Genomic DNA, 22,310 nt, shown 5'->3' with positions numbered 1-22,310 from the left:
TTCACTAATACATATTTACCGGATTCAGGTCAAAGAATACGCTCACATCGTTCTCTCCGTTCTCCTTAAGCCATTCCTCGACATAATCCTTGACATCCACCAGCATCCTGTAATCCCGGTGTTTTATATACAACACCCGCCTGTACACATCCTTTATCTTTGATATGGCCGGTTCCGAAGGACCGATCACAGACAGATGTCCTGCATTTATATATTTTCCCCTTATAAGAGAATACATCCTATCCATTATATTGGCAAGCTGTTCTTCATCCATGCCCGTGCCCATTATGACCATCATATTCCACTCCGGCGGATACCTCATGAGTGATCTGTACGCCTCCTCGATATCGTAGAATGCCCTGTAATCCTGGGATGCTGCCGCAGTTATGGCGTAGTTGTCCGGCTTGTAGGTCTGTATCACAACCTTTCCGGGCACATCTCCTCTTCCTGCTCTTCCCGCAGCCTGGGTCAGCAGGTCAAATGTCCTCTCACCGGCTCTGTAGTCTCCGCTGAACAGTGTGAGATCCGCCAGCAACACACCCACAAGTGTCACTCTGGAAAAGTCATGTCCCTTGACTATCATCTGGGTTCCTATGAGTATGTCCGCATCGCCTCTTCCGAAGCTCTCAAGTATCTGCTCATGAGAATTCTTCTTCGAGGTCGTATCCCTGTCCATCCTTAAGGTCCTGGCCTCCGGGAACAACCTGTGTACCTCCTGCTCGACCTTCTCGGTTCCGACTCCATAGCCTCCTATGAGCTTTGAACCGCACGCCGGACATTTGTCCGGCTCCGGCATTCTGAATCCGCAGTAGTGGCACACAAGCACGCCCTTCTGTGTATTATTTCCAGAGTGCAGTGCCATGGACACGTCACAGTGCGGGCATTTCACTGCCTCTCCGCAGCTCCTGCAGGATACAAAGCTGTTATATCCCCGCTTGTTGATGAACAGCATGATCTGTTCCCGCTTGCTGAGCCTGTCCGCTATATCATTTGCAAGCTCGTCGCTTATTATGGATCTGTTGCCCCGGTGGAGTTCATCCCTGAGATCTACTATGCTTGTCTCTGCCATGGCTCTGCCCTCAACACGGCTGTCCATGGTCCACAGCCTGTACTCACCCGCCAGTGCACGCTTGTAGCTCTCCACAGAAGGAGTTGCGGAACCGAGTATGACACTCGCCCCCTCAAGCCTTGCACGTTCTATGGCAGTCTCCCTTGCGTGATATTTTGGAGGGCTGTCACTCTTATAGCTGCTCTCATGCTCCTCATCTATTATTATAAGTCCCAGCTTCTCAAATGGGGTAAACAGCGCAGACCTCGGGCCTATCACCACATCCACATCGCCCTTCCTTGCGCGCTCAAACTGATCATACTTCTCCCCGCTGCTGAGCTTTGAGTTGACCATGGTCACACGGTCACCAAAGTATCTGGAGAAATATGTCAGTGTCTGATACGTGAGTGCTATCTCAGGTATCAGCACGATCGCCTGTCTGCCCGCGCGGACGACTTCACGGATACACCTCACATACACCTCAGTCTTGCCGCTTCCCGTCACGCCATGAAGAAGATATGTCCTGTGTATACCCTGATCTGCATCACTTACGAAATCATCGACTATCCTCTGCTGGTCACTGTTAAGCTCTATATCAGGAGCCTCAAATGCCTGCTGCCTCACCGCGTCAGACACCACATCCCGGTATCTGCTGTCCTCAACGATACGAACGACACCTTCGTCCTCCATGGCCTTAACCGCCTGATATGACACATTCAAAGTCCCGGTGGCCTCCGTCATTGTGAGCTCATGTCTCACCATAAGCTCGCGGAGGAGCCTGAGCTTTGCCCTGGCATTCTTCTTCATATATCTGTATTCCCATGTGTCCACATCCTCGCATGAAAGGACAATATATCTGACCACCACGGACTTAACCGTTTTTTTCACCGGCATCACCGTCTGGATGGCATTTATCATGGTGGAGCCGTAGTTCTCCTTTATCCACGCCGCAAGGGCAAGGAGCCTTCCCGGAGCTGCCACGCCGTCCTCGCACAGAGAATCTATAGACTTTATCCTGCTCTCATCATATTCCGTGGAATCCGATATCCCTATGACATAGCCTTTTCTCAGATTATTTCCCTTGCCAAATGGAATGTTGACCTGACTTCCTATCTGTATCCTGCCGGCAATATCGTCAGGAATAGCATATTGAAATGTTCTGTCTATCGCCTCATGGGATATATCAATTATCACATCTGCGTACAATCCCCGCATTTTTCTCCTCCAATATCTGCCGTATCATTTCTCTCTCGTCCATTTGTGTCCTGCGTCCCTCTATATCCTGATATGTCTCATGGCCTTTGCCGGCCAGAAGGACTATATCATCCCTGTCCGAAATCTCCAGAGCGTATCTTATAGCATCCAGACGGCTGCATATCTTTACATATTCTCCTCCGCCCTCGAGAACCCCGGTCTCAATATCCGTCATTATCGCCTCCGGGGATTCAAACCTCGGGTTATCACTTGTTATGACCGTCATATCCGCCAGCCTGCCCGACACAAATCCCATGCCTTTTCTGCGCCCGGCTGATCTGTTGCCGCCGCATCCGAACAGACATATAAGCCTCTTCGGCCTGTACTGTCTGAGGGTGGTCAGTACATTTTCCAGGCTCACGGCATTGTGGGCATAATCGATGAATATCCTTGCGTATCCCGGAATCTCCACCGGCTCGAGTCTGCCCCTCACCTTCATATCCGACTGCGAATCCTGCATTACCTCCATCGGTATCCCGATGATCCCGCAAGTGGTTACCGCAGCAAGAGAATTGTACACATTGAACTCTCCCGGTATGCCAACAGTCATGTAAGTGCTCTCCCCGTCCGTTCTCTCACACTCATAGCCTATCCCCATAACTCTATGGAGAATGAGCCTGTGTATTGCTCCCGCCATACACACATTGCCATCCCCGGCTGCAGTGTGATTCCTCACACCATAATATACCACTTCAGCCCCTGCATTCACAGCCTCGGCAGCAATACACCCAGAATACATGTCATCTGCATTTATCACCGCAGTCTTACACTTTGAGAACAGGCTTCTCTTCCATCTCCCATACTCGGCAAATGTGCGGTGTTCATTCCGCCCAATGTGATCCGGAGCAAGATTTGTATATACGCATATATCAAATTCTACCCCTGACACACGGCCGTGCATAAGCCCCTGTGACGATACCTCCATGACGCAGTATTCCGCACCATTTGCCACCATGTCTGCAAGCTTGCGATGGAGATATATCGTTCCCGGAGTGGTGTTCACAGATGGTATCTTCCGGATACAGTCATCGATCTCTATGGTTCCCACAAGACCGGTTCTACGCCCCCATCTGTCCAGCATAGACTTTATCATACATGCGACCGTGGTCTTTCCCTTTGTCCCGGTCACACCTATAACCTTCATACTTCGTGACGGAAAATTCCAAAAATTATTACATATCATTCCTATACCGTGGCGATAGTCATACAGTCTCACGATCAGTACACCATCGGTATCCCCCCAGCGTCCGGCTGACCGCTCCGCAGGTATGCCGATATCATCTGTCATGACTATACACGCTGCGCCCCTTGCCACGGCATCATCTATATAGCGATGTCCATCTGTTCTCGCACCTCTCCGGCACACAAAAAGAGTTCCCTGTGTGACATCTCTGGAATCATCTGCCAGATCCGTAATCTGACAGTCAATGTCCCCTGCCAGGATCTCATAGACCGTGCCTTTTAGAACATCTGACGCCCTCATGATACACCTCCCGTCGACATATTCCTGTTTATTTAGAATATGCCACATCCGGCACAGTTGTGTATCAGAAAAATAGGAGGCTGTGCTAAAAGCTCCAACCTCCATTCTTCTCACTTACCGCTATATATTCCGGTCTGTTAATCCTCGTCTGCTCCGACGATCTTTACCTTTCCATGGTAAACTTCATCTACAGCGATGGATAATGGCTTCTTCTTTGGGTCTGCTGCCACCATAGGCTCCTGACCATCAATGATCTCTCTTGCTCTCTTTGCTGTTGCAAGAACGATTGAATATCTGCTGTTTACTACAGGCTGCTCACCTGGCTCAACCTCTGCATTTACTACTGACATTAAGTCTGTGTATGATGGATGTAACATGATATTATATCCCCTTTCTTATATGATTATTGAAATATTCTTCTAAACTGCTGTCCACTGTTATCCAGTCTAATTTATCAGAGTTTCTTTATCTCTGCAAGCTCTTCTTTTATTCCGGCTATATATCCAAGCTGATTATCTCTTCTGCAGCCATAGCTTCTGATGACTGAATCCACGGTGTGTATACACTCGTCCAGATCATCGTTGACTATGATGTAGTCGTACTTGTCCATGTCCTCAGCTTCCTCTGTGGCCTTTCGGAGTCTCTTGATTATGGTCTCCTCCGACTCTGTTCCTCTTCCTGCCAGTCTGCTCTTAAGCTCGCTTATGCTTGGAGCTGATATAAATATGAGAAGCGCATCAGGGAACTGCTTCTTGACATTGAGTGCACCCATGACCTCTATCTCGAGTATGACGTCCTTGCCATCAGCAAGCTTCTCCTCAACATACTTCTTTGGAGTTCCATAATAATTCTCTACATACTGTGTCCACTCGATAAATCCGCCGTAGTCAATGAGATTCTCAAAATCCTTGCGATCCATGAAATAATACTCTCTTCCATCGACCTCACCCTCTCTCGGTGATCTTGTCGTCGCCGACACTGAAAGGTTATATCCAAAATCCGACACAAGTCTCTTGACAACTGTGCCCTTTCCAACTCCTGAAAAACCGGATATGACTATGAGCGATCCACGCTTTGTATTCTTATCTGCCATCATCATTACCTCTAAAAATTATGTATTCTATTCCAGATTCTGTATCTGCTCTCTGACCTTCTCTATGTCAGTCTTGAGCTGTATCGCCTTGTCTGACACATCAAGTGAATTGGCCTTTGAAAGTATCGTGTTCGCCTCTCTGTTCATCTCCTGTGCGATGAAGTCCAGCTTCCTGCCAACGCTTCCGCCATCCTCCAGAATCTTCTTCGTGCTGCTGATATGGCTCTTAAGCCTTACAGTCTCCTCGTCCACACATATCTTGTCCGCATATATAACGACCTCTGTGGCGATCCTGTTCTCATCTATAACAGGATTGTCAAGAACCTCTGTGATCTTGTCCGTGAGCTTGCGCCTGTACTCCTCCACAAGTTCAGGTGATATCTCCTCTATATAATCAACGGCAGCTCTCATTCCGTCAAGCTTGTCGATCATGTCCTTCTTAAGGTTCTCTCCCTCTGTTATCCTCGACTGCACGAACATCTTCGCAGCCTCGTCAAGGGATGTCTCTATTATCTTCCACAGCTCATCCTGGTCGACCGCCTGCTCCTCAACCGTGAACACGTCAGGGAAGCCTCCAAGCTGTGCAGGTGTTATGCTGTTCTCAATTCCAAAATCCTTGGACATCTCCTCGAAATATCCCATGTACTTCTCGGCAACGTCCTTGTTGTACTTCAGCTTGACATTGTCATCCGAGAAATCCTCGTATGTGATGAACACGTCAACCTTTCCTCTCTCAATATATTTTTTGAGATATGTTCTTATGTTTGTCTCAAAGAAGCTTATCTTCTTCGGGAGCTTTATATTGATGTCGCAGAATCTGTGATTGACTGACTTCATCTCTACAACTATCTTGTATGCATCAGTCACCCTCTCGCTGCGGCCAAATCCTGTCATGCTTTTTACCATATCTGTCTCCTAATATTCCCAGGTTATATGTTGTTTTCAATTACCTGATAACAGATAATATATTATACTTCACACCTGTTTAAAAATCAAATTATTTATTGTACTTCCTCTATTCCCGCAATCCTCGGCTCTGCAATCATCGAGTAATTCGTATGATATATTACAAATCCAGGCTTTGCCCCCGCAGGCTTTTTGATATTTCTGCGCTCGGTATAGTCTATCTCCACCTTCGGTGCCGTCCTTCCAGACGAATAATACGCTGCAAGTCTTGCCGCCTCCTCATATGTAGAATCAGGAAGTTCTCCCGCACCCTCAAGTCTCACGATGACATGGGAACCCGGCATCTTCTTAGCATGGAACCACATATCCCCACCATTTGCGAATTTAAATGTGAGCTCATCGTTCTGGATATTATTCTTGCCCACATACATATGGAATCCATCGCTGGATATGTAGTGCAGCGGTTTTGACTTTGCCTTTTTCCTGTCGCCCTTGCGTCCGTAATGTCCCTTTACATATCCGCAGGCTACGAGCTCCTCCTTGACCTGTGCCAGTGAATTCTCATCTATCGCCATATCAAGGAACGTCTGTACCGACTGAAGATGCTCCAGCTCACTCTTCGTCTCGACAGTGAGCTGTGTAAGTGCCTCATAAGTCCTCTTGAGCTTGTTGTATCTCGCAAAATATCTCTTGGAGTTGTCCATAACAGATATGGTCTTGTCAAGCGGGATCTTTATCATCTCGTTAGTATAGTAGTTGAGAGCCTCAAAACTGTCCGCTCCCTGTTCTATATTGTAACCATATGTGTTGATCAGTTCTCCGTACACACGGTACTTTTCCCTGGATTCAGTGTCCTTTAACTGAGCGAGCTGCAGGTCGTACTTCTTGCTCGTTCTCTCAATGGCATTCGAGACGATCTTTCTGAGATCCGATGACTTCTGTCTTATCCTTGTGACCGCACTCTTTCTGTAGAAATACTCATCAAGCACCTTTGAAATGTCATCCCTTGATTCTATGGTCTTGTCGCTGTACATCGACAGATGCACCGACGAGAACTCCACTGGAGTGTAACCGTCCAGTATGATCTCAGGAGTATAGTCCCCGTTCCTTATATCAGATACTATCCCGGCAAATTCATCATAAAGCCTTGCGACATCCGCCTCGCTCATGCTGTCCACAGGCATGTTGCCGTCAAGTCCTGCCCTGTAGGTTATCTCACTCGCCACAACCGGTGAAAATCCGGTTATGTTCTGGTATATCGCCTTTATGATATTCGTAGGGCTCGAGCTCACACGCTCTATGAAGTCCCCGCGCTCTATCTCAAGCGGGGATACCTTTCCTCCCGCCGGAGGATACTCATAAGTCCTGCCCGGAAGAACCTCCCTCACTGAGCTCACCATATGGGATATATGCTTTATGCTGTCGATGATGACATTCTCATCCGTGGCAAATATGATATTGCTGTGCTTACCCATGATCTCTATGATGAGTTTCTTTCTCTTTAGATCTCCAAGCTCGTCCAGATGCTCGATGACCATGACAACTATTCTCTCAAAGCCCGGCTGATACACATCAACTATCCTTCCGTTGTTGATATGCTTCCTGAGGAGCATACAGAAATTCGGCGCTGTCATAGGATTCTCCTTGGCGGACTGCTGAAAGTATATAAGCGGGAGGCTTGCATCCGCAGACATGAGCAACCTGTAATTCTCCCTGTTATTCTTTATTACTATGTTGAGCTCGTCCTTCTCCGGCTGATATATCTTATATATCCTTCCGTCGATGAGTTTCTCCTTCATGTCTCTTACCACATTGGATATCACTATTCCGTCAAACGCCATATCTGTCTCTCCTATATCCCTGAAAAAAGGCAGAAAATGCAAATTCATTCTCTGCCTCTTCCATATCTACTACCACATTACTGTTATCCTGATCCTACAGTGAATTGTAGAGATCCTTATATATATTCGCTGAGTTATACCATGAGTAATCCTGTCTCATGCCACGCTCCTGGATTCCATACCATGCCTCTTTGTTGTTATAGTACACTTCCTTTGCATAGTTTATGGCATTGAGGAGCTCATATGCATCATAATTAGCAAATGAGAATCCTGTTCCTGTACCCTCGAACTGATTATAAGCCTCAACAGTATCTGCAAGACCACCTGTCTCTCTTACTACTGGAACTGTGCCATATCTGAGTGCCATGAGCTGTGTGAGTCCACATGGCTCAAATCTTGAAGGCACGAGCATCACATCGCAGCCTGCATACATCTTATGAGATCTCTCATCTGAATAATAGATGTTCGCTGATACCTTTGCAGGATGTATTCCCTGATAATACTTGAACATGTTCTCGTACTTGCCGTCACCGGTTCCGAGGACGATGAACTGTACTCCGTCACAGCATATATCGTTCATGATCCTGTCAACCAGATCAAGACCCTTCTGGTCTGTGAGTCTGGATATGATTCCTATTACAAACTGATTCTCATCCTGAGGAAGTCCACATTCCTTCTGCAGTTCGATCTTGTTGATCTTCTTGAGCTGTCTGAAGTTATCCACGCTGTAGTTCTTATATACCTGTGGATCTGTTGCAGGATTCCATACCTCGTAATCTATACCGTTGACAATGCCCCAGAGTGACTGCCATCTGGCACTTAAGAGCCCGTCAAGTCCCTCTCCATAATATGGAGTCTGTATCTCCTTGGCATATGTGTTACTTACCGTTGTTATCTTATCTGCATATACAAGTCCGCCCTTAAGCATGGAAGCATCCTTCTGGATCTCCAGCTTGTCCGGTGTAAATACATAATCAGGGAGTCCTGAATACTCCTGAATGGTCTTTATATCCCACTTGCCCTGGAACTGGAGATTATGAATAGTCATAACAGACTTCATGCTTGTATAGAACATATCTCCTGCAAACAGAGTCTTGAGATATACAGGCACAAGTCCTGCCTGCCAGTCATGACAGTGAAGTATATCCGGCTGGAAACCGATCGATGGAAGGATCGAAAGCGCTGCCTTTGAGAAATAACAGAACTTCTCGATATCCCACTTTACATCACCATAAGGTGTAAATCCGTTAAAGTAATACTCGTTATCTATGAAATATACCTTGACACCCTCATACTCCAGATACATAACGCCAACATAATCATTCTTGTAACCGATGTCCATATAAAAATGCGTTATATACTGCATCTTCTCCCTGTACTTGTTCGGAATACAGAGATAATTCGGCATGATGACTCTCACATCATACTCGTTCTTATCAAATATCTTTGGCAGTGTTCCAACTACATCCGCAAGACCACCCGTCTTTATAAATGGCACACACTCTGATGCTATATATGCAACCTTCTTCATCAAATAAACCCTCCATAACATTTAGACATTAAATCCTTGTACATTATATCACACGGGTATCCATAATTCAATAAATCAGTGTATCTATATTGTTGCATTTGCCACATTCCGCTGATATACTTTTAGCATGCAGCCGCACGCAGATACGGCTGGATCACAATCCAGAAAACAGGAGATTTTCAATGTTAGACATCACCATCACCGAGACCAGGGACTTCGTGAAGAAGCTTCTGATGGACAATACATTTGACCGTTTTCTCGCCATGGAGGCATTTGTAAAAAGCGGGATAACATACAGCTTTGACGGAAGGGTAAACAAGGATTTCTATGACAAGGAGGAGCTGGAGCTCATGGCTTCCACATCCTACGCCTCATGGGAGTCCATAAAACCACATGTATATAATGTTATAAGAGGAAAGAAGCTGCCACTGAGCTTCAAGATAGTGCTCGTGCTCTCCCAGCCGGACATCATGGATATGCTTGAGAAGAACCATCTCACCATACCTGTATCTGATGTGGCAAATCTCACCTTGAACGTCTACTATGACGGCATGAGCATACAACTCACATCCATGGCGACCCAGAACATATTCACCATGGATAAGACCCTTGAGCATGTGTGGGATGCGGAGATCAGGGATTTCCTGAAGACTGCCGGAATATATTTCACCGAAAGCTGATTTTTTGAAGAAATTTAATATGATTTTTGAAGATCCGGCACCTCATCTGATGCCGGATTTTTTTACGCGCCGCCCCTGTTAGCACTCATTTTGTCTGAGTGCTAATTTTTTCTTGACTTTAGTTCCCAGCTGATTTATCATACCTTTTAGCCTGATGTGTCAGTGTACATTTCTATTAAGATTGAACACAGATCGGGGATGACACATCTTTCATTGAAAACCATTATATTTTAAGGAGATGTATACAATTATGAAGAACGGAAATTTATCGATCAACAGTGAAAACATTTTCCCTGTCATCAAGAAGTGGCTGTATTCAGACCACGATATATTTGTCAGGGAGCTTATATCAAACGGCTGTGATGCCGTTACAAAGCTTAAGAAGCTGTCTCTTATGGGCGAATTTGACGAGCCGGATGAGCCATATCGTATAGATGTGGCCACAAGTGCCAACGACAAGACCATCACATTTACCGATAACGGTATCGGTATGACTGAGGAGGAGGTTGAGAAATATATCAACCAGATCGCTTTCTCAGGAGCCGAGGCATTCCTTGAGCAGTACAAGGACAAGGCAACAGAGGAACAGATCATCGGCCACTTCGGACTGGGCTTCTACTCCGCATTCATGGTTGCCGACAAGGTCACCATCGAGACAAAGTCATACAAGGACGGCGAGGACGCTGTATACTGGGAGTGCGAGGACGGCCTTGAATACTCCATGAAGAAGTGCATTAAGGCTGACCGAGGTACTACCATCACCCTTTATCTGAACGAGGACAGCTATGAATTTGCAAATGAATACAGGATCAAGGAGGTCATCGACAAGTATTGTTCGTTCATGCCTGTTGAGATCTACTACACCAACGCAGACGAGCCACAGGAAGATCCTAAGGATGCTACTGTAGACGTGGATGCAAAGGAAGTCAGCGACACAGCAGATAATGCTGAGGACAGCAAGGGCCCAGACGCAGACGATACAAAGACCGAGGAGAAGAAGCCTGAAGCTCCTAAGCCACTCAACACCACTACCCCACTGTGGGCAAAGCATCCAAACGACTGCACCGACGAGGAATACAAGGAGTTCTACAGAAAGGTATTCCACGACTACAAGGAGCCTCTGTTCTGGATACACCTGAACATGGACTACCCATTCAACCTGAAAGGTATCCTGTACTTCCCTAAGATCAATACACAGTATGACAACCTTGAGGGAACGATCAAGCTGTACAACAACCAGGTATTCGTCGCCGACAATATCAAGGAAGTAATTCCTGAGTTCCTCATGCTCTTAAAGGGATGTATCGACTGTCCTGATCTTCCACTGAACGTATCACGTAGTGCGCTTCAGAATGACGGATTTGTCAAGAAGATCTCAGACTACATCACCAAGAAGGTTGCAGACAAGCTGTCCGGCATGTACAAGACACACAGAGAGGACTACGAGAAGTACTGGGATGACATCAACCCATTTATCAAGTTTGGTTGTCTGAAGGATCTCAAGTTCCTCGACAAGATGAAGGACTTCTGTATATACAAGAATCTCGCGGGCAAATATATAACTCTCCCTGAGTATCTTGAGGCTGGAAAGGAAAAGTATGAGAACAAGGTATTCTATGTAACCGATGAGCAGGCTCAGTCACAGTACATCAATATGTTCAAGGCTGAGGGCATGGACGCGCTGATCATGACACAGACCATCGACAGCCCATTCATCACACTGCTTGAGCAGAAGAATGAGAATGTTCACTTCTACAGAATAGACGCTGAGCTCTCTGACAACTTTGTCGGCGAGGAGCTCTCCGAGGAGACTGCAAAGGAATACAAGGATAAGCTCACAGCTACATTTGAGAAGGCTCTCGACATGAAGAACCTGAATGTAAAGGTTGAATCCCTGAAGGATGAGAATACATCTTCTATCCTCACCCAGCCTGAGGAGACAAGACGTATGCAGGAAATGATGAAGATGTACGGCATGGCCGGTATGGATCCATCAATGTTCGGTCAGGGCGAGGGCGAGACACTAATCCTGAACAGCAACAACAAGCTTGTTAAATACGTTCTGGACAACCCTGACAGCGACAACACAGCTACGATCTGCTGCCAGTTATATGATCTGGCCGTACTTGCCAACCGTCCACTGTCAGCAGAGGCAATGACCAAGTTCATCGCAAGAAGCAACGAGATCCTTGGAATACTTACAAAGTAATATAATCTGTCTGCCGGTTTACGGCAGCAGATCCTAATGGATAACTAACACAACAAAAAGCAGCAGCCCGATATGTCTTTGATAGCATATCAGGCTGCTGCTCTTTTATTCTATTCCACTCCCTAGTGGGCAAGTATCTCCACTCCATGTTCTGTCATAACCAGTGTGTACTCCCACTGTGCCGATGGTGAGCCATCCTCCGTGTAGATAGTCCAGCCGTCATCTGCATCCTGATATACATCAGGGCCGCCCATGTTGATCATAGGCTCAATGGTAAACACCATTCCCGGAGCAAGCACATAATCCTTGCCAGGCTGTCCTATATGACTTACATAAGGCTCCTCATGAATTGCAAGACCTACTCCATGGCCACCTATCTCACGGACAACCGAATAGCCCTGCTCCTGTGCAAATTTGTTGATGGCATATCCTATATCTCCTATGGTCACATATGGCTTGCTGCACACCTCAACACCTATATCAAGAGCCTTCTTTGTATCTTCTACAAGCTTCTTCCATGCGGGATCAACATTTCCCAGCATGAACATTCTTGATGAGTCTCCGAAATATCCCTTGTACTCTGTTGTACAGTCGATATTAACTATATCTCCATCCTGGAGAATAATGTCATCACTTGGAATGCCGTGGCATACCACATCATTTACCGATATACACACACTCTTAGGATATCCCTCATATCCAAGACATGCAGGAATAGCGTCTATGGACTTTGTATAGTTATAGATAAGGTCATCCAGCTCTCTGGTAGACACTCCTATCTTGACAAATGGAGTTATGTAGTCGAGCACAGATGTGTTGACCTTTGAAGCCTCCCTGATTCCCTCGATCTGCTCTGCGTTCTTGATCATCGCATGTGTAGGAATCTTGAATCCTCTGTTCTTCATATCCTCAAGCTTATCGTCAAGAGCCAGGTGACAGGTCTTGTATTTCTTACCACTTCCGCACCAGCACATATCATTTCTACCAAGTTTCATAATTAACCTCTTTCTTTATTGCATAATATTTTCATTACATACCTATGGTATTAGCCACAAATACTATAATACGTTTTTGAGAATAATTCCACATTTTAATATGATAAATATTGTCAATTATACTCGTCTATCCCCAGATACCTGGCAACATATGTATAATACCCCGACTCTGTTATGTTGTCAGCTGCTGTAAATTTATCCGCGACATATAGCTGCATCGCAATGAAACTGTCATCCGATACCTCCGCACCCGTGTGGGATGTCAGCGTGTCCGTGACTGCGTTATATTCAAATGCATCCGTTATAAAGCTTCTGTCCGGGAACAGCACCAGTCCTGTACTGTCTGACAGGATATCCCTTCCTATGATGAGCCTCGAATCATAATCCACTCCCATGAGATTGAGCATGGTCGGCAGGATATCTATACTGCTGCACACCTTGTCAACTCTCACCGGCTTCTCCATCGACGCCGACCATATGACAAGTCTGCTCCTGTACGCCTCAAGACTGTTTTCAAAGTTCTCCCCTGCCAGTTCATCCACAACGTCCATATTGTCATACGGTACATGATCCCCCGCCAGGACGATAACAGTATTGTCCAGCAGCCCCTTCTTCTCAAGTCTCTTCATCATATATTCAAGCATCTTTTCCGTTTCGTACTGGGATGCCAGATATGCCTTTGTCGTATCCAGGACATAGTTAAGGTCACTGACCACAGCCTTGTTCTTCTCCGCCATGGCATTTGCCGCACCGTATCCATATGGCACATGACCGCTGACCGTCAGATAGTACAGGTGGAACGGCTGCGTCTCTGTATACTTGTCAAATGTCTCCTCCATCATGACAAGATCCGACTGAGGCCACATGTCCTGCCCGTTCTCGTCAGTCTGGTACTCAAGCCCATTACCGCTGGCTATCCACTCGTATCCCAGCGCCGGATGGGTGATATTCCTGTCATAATATGTATAGTCGTTGTCATGGAATCCGTAACAGCTATAGCCGAGTCTCTTGAGCGTATTCGCCATGGAAAACAGCATGCCATTCTCATTGTCGGCAGCCCTGCACATACTGAGGTATGAACCGTTCTTAGTCGGGCTTCCCATCAGGTTTGCATACTCTCCGCCTAATGTTGAACCGTACCATAGCGGCTGATAGTAATTTTCAAAGACAAAGCCCTCGTCCGCAAGTTTTGACAGTGTAGGGAACAGACCGGAATCAAGCGCATAGCCTGAGAACCCCTCCGCAGTTATCCATATGACATTATAGCCCTCGAACATACCTGTATATTCATTCTTATTTGTCGGGGGTATATTTGCAAAATATTCGCTGAGCGATGAAACCGCATCATTTCCCGCAAGGTCATTTATGGCATCAAAATCCAAATCCAGGACATTCGGGGATGTGTCGATCACAACCTCCTCTGTGGTCGCTTCCGCGACATCCACCGTCTCGGTGGTAATCTCCTGCATCGTTGTGCTCTCTGTGGAGGCAAGTGAGTCGATATCGACCTCACCACCCGAGGCAAAGTTTATCCTGCTCTGTGCTGAGCTCTTGCCTGCGATACCCTCTCTGACATCCACCACAAAACTCTCCATGACGCCGAGCTTTTCAATAGAGAGATCAACCGATGTATATTCCTTGTATAAATTGTACGGACTGTACACATCCGAGTTCACAGCCCACATCACAAACAGTGTTGTGGCATACACCAGAGCTGTTCCGGCGGCACCTATGAGGTTCACCCACCACCTTCTCCTGTCAAATGCCATAAATGTCCATATGCACACGATCATTATGAGCACCGGGACAGCCAGAAGAATAACGTCCACTATCTGTGCCTTTATATTGGATATGACCGTGTCCGCATTGTCCACAGCCTGATTGCCGAATTTTATGGTTCCAATAACAGACAGATAGTTGTTGAAGACAGAATGATATACGTACTGGGCGATGAAGATCACACCCGTAAACAACGTGAACAGCGTTGCAAGTATCTTATTGATGACCGGCGGAAAAAATCCTGTCAGCACGCCGAACACGCCTCCCGCCACCACCGCAAATGCTATTATAGCGGCTATGTTTCCATCATCCAGGCTGAAATTCATGCCGTGAAACAGCAATTCATAATACAGGATCAACACAGTGAACAGTATCCACCCCGACCATTTTCTGAAATATTCCCTTACATCCCCAAACATCGCCTTAAAAAACTTTATCATACGTTGAAATCTCCCATATAAACAAAAAAAATAAAGATATGGCCCTTAACTCCATATCTTTATTTTATATAATATTTTAAGACTTTTTACAATATTTTAAGATATATTATATCTACTTTACACCGTACTGATCGTAGTAAGCGTCGATAGTGGCCTTAAGGGTGTCATCTATGATAACTCTTCCCTTATACTCTCTGTTGTAAAGATGCTCCACTACCTCTGCCATTGTTACGATAGCTGTTGTCTTGATTCCGTAGTTCTCCTCGATCTCTGTCAGCGCACTCTTCTCGCCCTGGCCTCTCTCCATTCTGTCTACTGAAACCACAAGACCCATGACATCCACGTCGCCCTGTGCCTTGATGATAGGAAGTGTCTCCTGAATAGATGTTCCGGCTGTTGTGACATCCTCGATGATGACAACCTTATCGCCATCCTCTATAGGACTTCCAAGGAGTATTCCCTTGTCGCCGTGATCCTTTACCTCTTTTCTGTTTGAGCAATACTTGATGTCCTCATCGTACATCTCTGCTATGGACATAGTTGTCGCAACTGTGAGAGGTATTCCCTTGTATGCAGGACCAAATAACACATCAAAGTCCAGACCAAACTCTGCATTTATAGCCTCAGCATAATACTCGCCAAGCCTCTTGAGCTGGGCACCTGTTCTGTAAAAGCCTGTATTGACAAAAAATGGTGTCTTTCTTCCACTCTTTGTAACGAAATCTCCAAACTTGAGTACGTTACAGTCAATCATAAATTCGATAAATTCCTTCTTGTACTGTTCCATGTCTCTGCGAATCCTCCTGTTTTCAGGCTTTTTTGCCCTTTTTCTTACACATACTACCATAATCCATATAAAGATTCAATTATTTATTGGTGTACGGCTGTGATATGCCTCTTTCCCTGCACATCTCCACATACTTTTCTTTCTCCAGCGGCCTGCTGCACAGATACCCCTGTATACAAGCCAGTCCCATGCTGCTGAGCGCATCCGCCTGATCCTCGGTCTCCACACCCTCAGCTATACAGAACATTCCCAGTTCATTGCACATGTTTATGAGATGACACATAACCGTGCGATCCACCGGATTGACAGTTATGTCATTTATCATGCTCTTGTCGAACTTGATAATGTCAAATCCCATATGGGCAAGCATGGCGACATTTGAGTATTTTGTTCCAAAATCGTCCATCGCGATCCTGAAGCCCAGTTCATGTATATTGTTCGAAATGTTCACCAGAGTATCATGCTCCTGCTCACTGACCGACTCCGTTATCTCTATCTCGACCACATCATGCGGTATTCCGTACCTGTCAACCACTGCTGCTATCTGCTTGGCCACATTGCTCTCTATAAGCGACATTCTGGAAAAGTTACAGGATACCGGGATGTATGGCATTCCCTCTTCATGCCATTTTGCCAGATCTCTGCACACATTCTCAAGCACGTAAAAATCCACATATTTTACAGTTCTGCTCTTCTCAAGCCTGTCGATAACATCCGCCAAGTCATCATTTCCGGAATATCTTACAAGGGCCTCTGCCCCGCATATCTTTCCTGACGGATACAGCATCTTCGGCTGATAAAGGACATAGAACAGTCCTTCCTCAAGCTCCTTCTTCACCATATCCTTTTTCAGCGTATTCCACTTCACCGAATGACAGTCCTGCTGTTCATACCACCGCTGCTTCTCGGAATACAGGAGATTTGCCGCATGATCCTCCATCCTGCGGACATCAATATTGCAATCTGTCCAGACATAGCCACAGCATGCCGTGAACTCACCGTAGAGCAGATTTTCCCTGAGTCTTGAAGCGTATACATTGAACTTCAACTGCTCAATATTTTCACATATGATGATAAAGCTTTCATAGCCCATGCGGAACACCCTGTCGTCCGGGAACGTCTTCCTTATCCTTCCGACAAACTGCAGAATCACATCGTCCGCATAATCCGGTCCGAACATCTCCGCGATGCCCCTTATCTCATTGATATCCACAGCAACCAGTCCCAGACTGCTCAAATTCTTTCTGCTTCTTATATAGTCTATGTAACTGTTCCTGTTAAAGCATTTTGTCTGCTTATCATGGGTGAACTCAAACTGCTGATCCTCCTTCAGATGTCTCTGATATATCTCACTTCCGATAAAGGCAGCAAAGTTCTTCATGAGTCTTATGTTTCCATTATGCTTCTCCGGATTGAACACAAATACCCTGCCGAGCAGTTCATCGTCCACTATGATCGGAACCGCATACAGTGACCATATCCTGCTGTCACTCAGCATCCGTGCAAATCCTGTTTCAGGATTCCTTAATGGATGGGAACGGTTCACTATGAGAACCTCGTCCCTGAGGACTTCCTTCTCCAGTTCATCCCTCATTTTCTGTGTGACAAGAGCCTTCAGACCATCCTCTATCGACTCCTCGTCTGATGATTTCCAGTAATAAAGCTCCCCTGTGCCATCCTGTCCATACTCCACAAGGCAGGCGTTCTTGGAATTGTAGAAAGTTCCAATCACCTCGAGCAGACTGGTATATTTCTCCTCACTGCTCTGCTTTGAAGTTATATTCGCCATGAAATTGACAAGGGCATCCTCTATGTCATAGCTGTCCGCCAGAACCTGTGTTGTCTTATCTATATCAGACACGTCAACTGCAATCTCAAGCCGGCTCTTTCTTCCGTGCCAGTCAACTATCTTATCCTTCACCACATACAGTCCCTTTGCCTTGCTGTTGTAGTGATTCCATACATAGCTCTGTCCGGGAACCAGTATCTCATTAGAACAAAATGGGCACTGGTCATCACCGCCCTGGGTTATCTCAAAGCACTTTTTACCCTTGTAAGAATCGTCGTTCTCCGCAATTCCAAGGCTTCTCTTCGCCGCCTTGTTGAGGAAATACATCTCGTGGGTCTTCATGTCCGCAACATATGCTATACCAGATATCTCATCCAGCATAAGACCTTCGTCATCATTGTATGTATATCCGCTGTGATGCGAATCACATGAATGCATATCCGCTGAGTCGGCATAGTCACAGTAACGGTTCTTGCCGCCCCTCTTTGCCGCGTACAACGCCTGATCCGACTCGCTGTACAACAAATCAAATTCTATCCCATCCTCTATCCTGTGAACGCTTATTCCCACGGACATAGTGTGCGGAAGACTGCAGTTGATGGTGGTGAGTCTGGACTGTATATCATCAGCAAGCTTATACACATCCTCCCTTCTGTCGACGATCGGGATGAACAGTGCAAATTCATCGCCTCCCAGTCGTCCTGAGAATCCTCCGGCCGCCGAGGCAACTTCCTCAAGAGTCACAGCAACATCACACAGGAGATCATCCCCCGCATAGTGTCCAAATGCGTCATTTATATGTTTGAAGTCGTCAATATCCATGATATAAAAAGCGCAGAGCTCACCTGGGAATGACTCAAGCATATCTGTCACCTTGTGCTGAAATGTGACATGATTGTAAAGTCCCGTCAGAGAATCCCTCTCCGCCCTGAGTTGAAGCTCCTGACTTCTTATCTTCTCATCGTTTATGGAGTAATATTTTCCGAATATCTTGCAAACCTTTTTCTTGGAGTCCCTGAGAGGAACAAAGAGCACTCTGTACCACTCACATTTGCCTCCGCCATTCAGATCAAGGCGCAGATCACCCATCAGCCTGTCACAGCTATCCGCATCCGCATCAAGGATCTTTCTGAACATGCCGGTCACGGCGTCTCTGTCGTCAGCGTGGACTATCCTGTTAGTGTCGATGCCCTTATAGAAATTCTCATATTTCATGGTGGTGACCATCTCGCCATCCACGACCTTCTTATTTATCAGAGTATCCGTTGGGACATCGTACACGATTATGGACTCTCCGCTTCCCTGAAGTATCAGCCTGAGCATCTCAGACTGCGCCTTGTTCTCCAGCTCCGCTTCCATCTTGCTTGTCACATCGATAAACACCGCACACAGTGCGATAATTCCCTTTTTTATGGACATGACAGAAAGGCAGACCTGTATCCACAAATATCCCCCGGTATTCACATCCGTAAAGCGGATGTCACGCACCGTGGTCTTGTTACTCGTTATGGTCTCCAGGATCTGCTTCTTAAGGACAGACCGATCCTCTGGAATAGCCAGCATCACGTAGTCACTGGCATATCCACTCATCTGATCCTCGGTCACATTGAACAGCTTGTAAAAGCTTTTGCTCATGTACCTGACAGCCGGCTTATTCCCGTGAAGTTCAAATATACCCACACCGCCTGCCAGATTGTCAAGAGTCTTCTCCAGCATCCTTGCGTGATCAGATATCTCCTCGCTGAGCTCCTCATTTCTGCCAAGCGCCTCATCCAGTTCCATGCGGAGTTTTTGTGCATATCTTTCAATATCTATGTTATCTTCCATAACCCAACACCCCTTAAAACTCTTACAGAAGACTTATATCGTTCTATTTTACACAGCCTATCAGCTCATGGATATCGCTGATGGAATTCTTCTTCATATACTCCTCAATACCCTTTATGATCTCCACTGTTGCATAAGGATTGTGGAAGTTGGACGTTCCAACTGCCACCGCACTTGCGCCAACCATAATCATCTCAAGGGCATCTTCTGTGGTAGCCACGCCGCCCATTCCGATGATAGGAAGCTTTATTGCATTTGCCACCTGGTATACCATTCTGACTGCTATCGGATGGATCGCAGGGCCTGACACACCTGCAGTTTTATTTGCCACTGCAAATGTTCTTCTGTTCACATCTATCTTCATACCTGTCAGTGTATTGATGAGTGATACCGCATCAGCACCGCCAGCCTCTGCAGCTCTGGCCATCTCTGTTATGTCTGTGACATTCGGACTCAGCTTCATGATGATAGGCTGCTTTGCCGCTGCCTTGACTGCCTTTGTTATATCGTAGAGCGCATCCGGCTGCTGGCCAAATGCGATTCCGCCCTCTTTTACATTCGGACATGACACGTTGATCTCAAGCAGATCCACATCACAATCGCCAAGCTTCTCAACGCAGTCAACATAGTCCTCCTTGGACTTTCCACACACATTTACAATGATCTTTGTATCATAATCCCTGAGGAATGGTATATCTCTCTTCTTGAACACATCGATTCCAGGATTCTGAAGTCCTATGGCATTCATCATGCCGCCGTAAGTCTCAGCTATACGTGGTGTCGGATTGCCCGGCCATGGCACATTTGCCACGCCCTTGGTGGTTACTGCACCGAGCTGTGAAAGATCCACGAACTCGCTGTACTCCATGCCTGAGCCAAATGTTCCTGAAGCTACTGTTATTGGATTCTTGAGAGTCACACCCGCTATATCCACTGACATATTGATCTTATCTGACATTACAGCTCCACCTCCTCAGCGTAGAATACAGGTCCATCCTTACAGATCCTTCTGTTGTGCACCTGTGAATGCTCATCTATATCCTTTGTCTTGCATACGCAGGCAAGACATGCGCCCACGCCGCACGCCATCTTCTCCTCCATGGATATCTGGCACTCGATGCCCTTCTCCATGGCGTATGCCTTGATTCCCCGAAGCATAGGAGTAGGGCCACATGCATATATGACAGCACCGTCCACGCCGTATTCCTTTATGGCATCTATTACGTTGCCCTTCACACCGTGCTGTCCATCCTCAGATGACATATACACCTGTGCGTATGGCTCAAATTCCTCGTTCAGGAATATCTCATCCCTGTAGCCGAGCACGACTGACTTCTCACAATCAAGCTCTTTTGCAAGCTGTAACATAGGTGGGATTCCTATACCTCCGCCTATCAGGATCGCCTTCTTGTCGGACTTCATGAAGCCGTTGCCGAGAGGCCCCAATATATCGACCGTATCTCCAGCCGCAAGCTGTGAAAATTCCTTTGTTCCAAATCCAACCACTCTGTATACAAGGCGGAGTGTTCCCGCCTCCCTGTCTATTCCGCAGAGGCTGATAGGTCTCGGGAGCATCTTGCTGCCATCGTGAGTATATACAGACACGAACTGTCCTGCTATAGCCTGTGAAGCTATCTCTGGAGCTTCAAGCACCAGACTGTATACATCTGTGGCAAGAGTCTCCTGACTGACCACCTTTGCTGTCATCTTAAGTTTGCCCATACTCTTCCTCCATAATCATTCTATTATCAGTGTACGGCGAACTACCTTGATCCGCCAAACACTTTCTGCTTTTTACGCATCAAGTGCGCCGTTGATATCCTCGATCATGTCAACTACTGCCTGTCTTGAGGCATCTGCATAGTTCTCAGCACCAAACTGTGCATACTTGTCCTGCTTGTAAGCAGCTATGATTCCTCTTGATGAGTTGACGATCGCACCGAGTCTGTCCTCATTGAAGTAGTGTACAAGGTCTGCAGCCTTACCCCCCTGTGCTCCGTAACCCGGAACAAGGATAAATGACTTTGGCATAACCTTTCTCAGCACCTTGCCCATCTCAGGGTATGTGGCACCGACAACAGCTCCAACCGCTGAATATCCTGATTCACCTACAACATCGCTGCCCCATTTGTCAACCATATCTCCGACTATCTCATAGAGTGGACGTCCATCCACAAGTCTGTCCTGGAACTCACCTGATGATGGATTGGATGTCTTGACGAGAACGAATATACCCTTGTTCTCCTCCTTGCACACATCCACAAATGGCTTGATTCCGTCTGTTCCAAGATACGGGTTTACTGTGATGAAATCCTCATCAAATCCAGCATATGTCTTGCTTCCCACCTGTACCTTTCCGATATGACCAACCGCATATGCTGTTGATGTTGAACCTATATCGCCTCTTTTTATATCTCCGATAACGACAAGTCCCTTCTCCTTGCAATAGTCAACTGTCTTCTTGAATGCCTTGAGTCCCTCGATTCCGAACTGCTCATACATGGCTATCTGTGGCTTAACTGCAGGTATAAGATCATATGTAGCGTCAACTATTCCCTTGTTGAACTGCCATATAGCCTCACCAGCGCCCTCAAGTGTCTCGCCATACTCTGCAAATGCAGCTTTCTGGATATGCTCCGGTACATAGT

16 protein-coding genes are annotated in these 22,310 nt (G+C 46.4%); 2 read left to right on the top strand and 14 right to left on the bottom strand.

The features are described 5' to 3' along the window. Window positions 1-4 precede the first annotated feature (4 nt). The 7 genes from priA to glgA form a co-directional block, all read right to left on the bottom strand. A complete protein-coding gene (priA, locus tag ABUA34_RS04065; protein WP_349822880.1) occupies window positions 5-2,263 on the bottom strand; it encodes a replication restart helicase PriA in 2,259 nt (752 codons plus the stop codon). Beyond that, window positions 2,232-3,785, bottom strand: coding sequence for a UDP-N-acetylmuramoyl-L-alanyl-D-glutamate--2,6-diaminopimelate ligase (locus ABUA34_RS04060; RefSeq protein WP_022216786.1), 1,554 nt, complete (start codon window positions 3,783-3,785; stop codon window positions 2,232-2,234). The genes priA and ABUA34_RS04060 overlap by 32 nt, the downstream gene beginning before the upstream one ends. Before the next feature lie 137 nt (window positions 3,786-3,922). Further along, the gene (gene rpoZ, locus ABUA34_RS04055; RefSeq protein ID WP_015534811.1) at window positions 3,923-4,162 is read right to left on the bottom strand and encodes a DNA-directed RNA polymerase subunit omega; all 240 of its coding nucleotides are present in this window, start codon (window positions 4,160-4,162) and stop codon (window positions 3,923-3,925) included. A 77-nt stretch (window positions 4,163-4,239) separates the two neighbouring features. Beyond that, window positions 4,240-4,878, bottom strand: a complete 639-nt coding sequence (gene gmk, locus ABUA34_RS04050) for a guanylate kinase (RefSeq protein ID WP_015534810.1) — start codon at window positions 4,876-4,878, stop codon at window positions 4,240-4,242. A gap of 27 nt (window positions 4,879-4,905) precedes the next feature. Beyond that, window positions 4,906-5,784 carry a YicC/YloC family endoribonuclease gene (locus ABUA34_RS04045; RefSeq protein ID WP_022216788.1) on the bottom strand — a complete coding sequence of 293 codons (879 nt, stop codon included), beginning with the start codon at window positions 5,782-5,784 and terminating at the stop codon, window positions 4,906-4,908. Window positions 5,785-5,879: 95 nt separating this feature from the next. Continuing rightward, window positions 5,880-7,625 (bottom strand): Rqc2 family fibronectin-binding protein, encoded by a 1,746-nt coding sequence (locus tag ABUA34_RS04040; protein ID WP_055280072.1) that lies wholly within the window; start codon window positions 7,623-7,625, stop codon window positions 5,880-5,882. 94 nt (window positions 7,626-7,719) lie between these two features. After that, window positions 7,720-9,156: a glycogen synthase GlgA gene (gene glgA / locus ABUA34_RS04035; RefSeq protein WP_015534807.1), complete on the bottom strand. Its 1,437-nt coding sequence runs from the start codon at window positions 9,154-9,156 to the stop codon at window positions 7,720-7,722. A 182-nt stretch (window positions 9,157-9,338) separates the two neighbouring features. Here glgA and ABUA34_RS04030 point away from each other — a divergent pair, with 182 nt between their 5' ends. Beyond that, window positions 9,339-9,836 (top strand): DUF5721 family protein, encoded by a 498-nt coding sequence (locus tag ABUA34_RS04030; RefSeq protein ID WP_055144706.1) that lies wholly within the window; start codon window positions 9,339-9,341, stop codon window positions 9,834-9,836. A 250-nt stretch (window positions 9,837-10,086) separates the two neighbouring features. Continuing rightward, window positions 10,087-12,045, top strand: a complete 1,959-nt coding sequence (gene htpG / locus ABUA34_RS04025; RefSeq protein ID WP_349822879.1) for a molecular chaperone HtpG — start codon at window positions 10,087-10,089, stop codon at window positions 12,043-12,045. 122 nt (window positions 12,046-12,167) lie between these two features. On the opposite strand, the gene ABUA34_RS04020 is transcribed toward htpG, so the two are convergent. From ABUA34_RS04020 to pyrF, 7 genes are all read right to left on the bottom strand, one after another. Then, window positions 12,168-13,040 carry a methionyl aminopeptidase gene (locus tag ABUA34_RS04020; protein ID WP_015534804.1) on the bottom strand — a complete coding sequence of 291 codons (873 nt, stop codon included), beginning with the start codon at window positions 13,038-13,040 and terminating at the stop codon, window positions 12,168-12,170. A gap of 113 nt (window positions 13,041-13,153) precedes the next feature. After that, the gene (locus tag ABUA34_RS04015; RefSeq protein WP_173795463.1) at window positions 13,154-15,259 is read right to left on the bottom strand and encodes an LTA synthase family protein; all 2,106 of its coding nucleotides are present in this window, start codon (window positions 15,257-15,259) and stop codon (window positions 13,154-13,156) included. A 112-nt stretch (window positions 15,260-15,371) separates the two neighbouring features. Continuing rightward, window positions 15,372-16,046, bottom strand: a complete 675-nt coding sequence (gene pyrE / locus ABUA34_RS04010) for an orotate phosphoribosyltransferase (RefSeq protein ID WP_349822878.1) — start codon at window positions 16,044-16,046, stop codon at window positions 15,372-15,374. 79 nt (window positions 16,047-16,125) lie between these two features. Then, window positions 16,126-19,662, bottom strand: coding sequence for an EAL domain-containing protein (locus ABUA34_RS04005; protein ID WP_349822877.1), 3,537 nt, complete (start codon window positions 19,660-19,662; stop codon window positions 16,126-16,128). 43 nt (window positions 19,663-19,705) lie between these two features. Continuing rightward, window positions 19,706-20,608, bottom strand: a complete 903-nt coding sequence (locus ABUA34_RS04000; RefSeq protein WP_502880154.1) for a dihydroorotate dehydrogenase — start codon at window positions 20,606-20,608, stop codon at window positions 19,706-19,708. Window positions 20,609-20,619: 11 nt separating this feature from the next. Beyond that, window positions 20,620-21,384, bottom strand: a complete 765-nt coding sequence (locus ABUA34_RS03995; protein WP_055144778.1) for a dihydroorotate dehydrogenase electron transfer subunit — start codon at window positions 21,382-21,384, stop codon at window positions 20,620-20,622. 72 nt (window positions 21,385-21,456) lie between these two features. Next, on the bottom strand, window positions 21,457-22,310 hold an 854-nt coding region (gene pyrF / locus ABUA34_RS03990; RefSeq protein WP_349822875.1), incomplete at its 5' end, for an orotidine-5'-phosphate decarboxylase.

The organism is Coprococcus sp. RTP21428st1_C9_RTP21428_210409 (assembly GCF_040227395.1).
GTDB classification, from domain to species: Bacteria; Bacillota; Clostridia; order Lachnospirales; family Lachnospiraceae; genus Coprococcus; species Coprococcus aceti.
The sequence above is the reverse complement of the archived record's forward strand: the minus strand, read 5'-3'. Positions and strand labels throughout refer to the sequence as shown.